This is a genomic window from Undibacterium umbellatum (assembly GCF_014284125.1).
Classification (GTDB): domain Bacteria; phylum Pseudomonadota; class Gammaproteobacteria; order Burkholderiales; family Burkholderiaceae_D; genus Undibacterium; species Undibacterium umbellatum.
This window is the reverse complement of record NZ_JACOFX010000071.1, coordinates 1-481: the sequence shown is the minus strand read 5'-3', so window position 1 is coordinate 481 and position 481 is coordinate 1. Positions and strand designations below refer to the sequence as shown.

The 481-nt window shown below is 54.1% G+C and carries 1 protein-coding gene; it reads right to left on the bottom strand.

What is annotated here, in order from left to right; all coding sequences use genetic code 11:
- On the bottom strand, positions 1–481 hold a 481-nt coding region (locus tag H8L47_RS29225), incomplete at both ends, for a cellulose synthase subunit BcsC-related outer membrane protein (RefSeq protein ID WP_186957339.1).

Here is a 481-nt window from a genome sequence, read left to right as displayed (position 1 = left end):
TTACCCTGATAGTAAGCCTTGGGAGCGACAGGCGGGAAGCCGACCGGGCTCTTGCGTGGCTCAAAGCTATAGCGCAGATAAACCGCTGCCGAGGTGTCGTTGAAGTCTCCTGAGTTGTCTGCACTGAGTTTGCCTCCCAGGAATAAATGCGGAGTCAGCTGGTATTCTGCTGCGCCACCTATCTTGAAGGCAAAGGCGGTCCTGGTTTGTCCAGCATAGTTGGTCTGGATGTTGATGGTGGGGTTGGCTGCCGCAAATTGTTCAAGTTCTGCCTGGTCTGCCGGCGAATTTGGATAATACGGGGCAGACAGTTCACGGAAATGCTGGACACCCAGTGAGCTTGCCAGCTGGTAGGAGAGTTTGCCTTTGCGTCCTGCGATCTCCAGCGGGATGCCTAGTGCAACATAGGATTTGGGGCTGAAGTAGCCACCATGTCCGTAGCTGAAGTAGCGCAGGTTTTTGTTGTAGAAGAAGGAGGTCA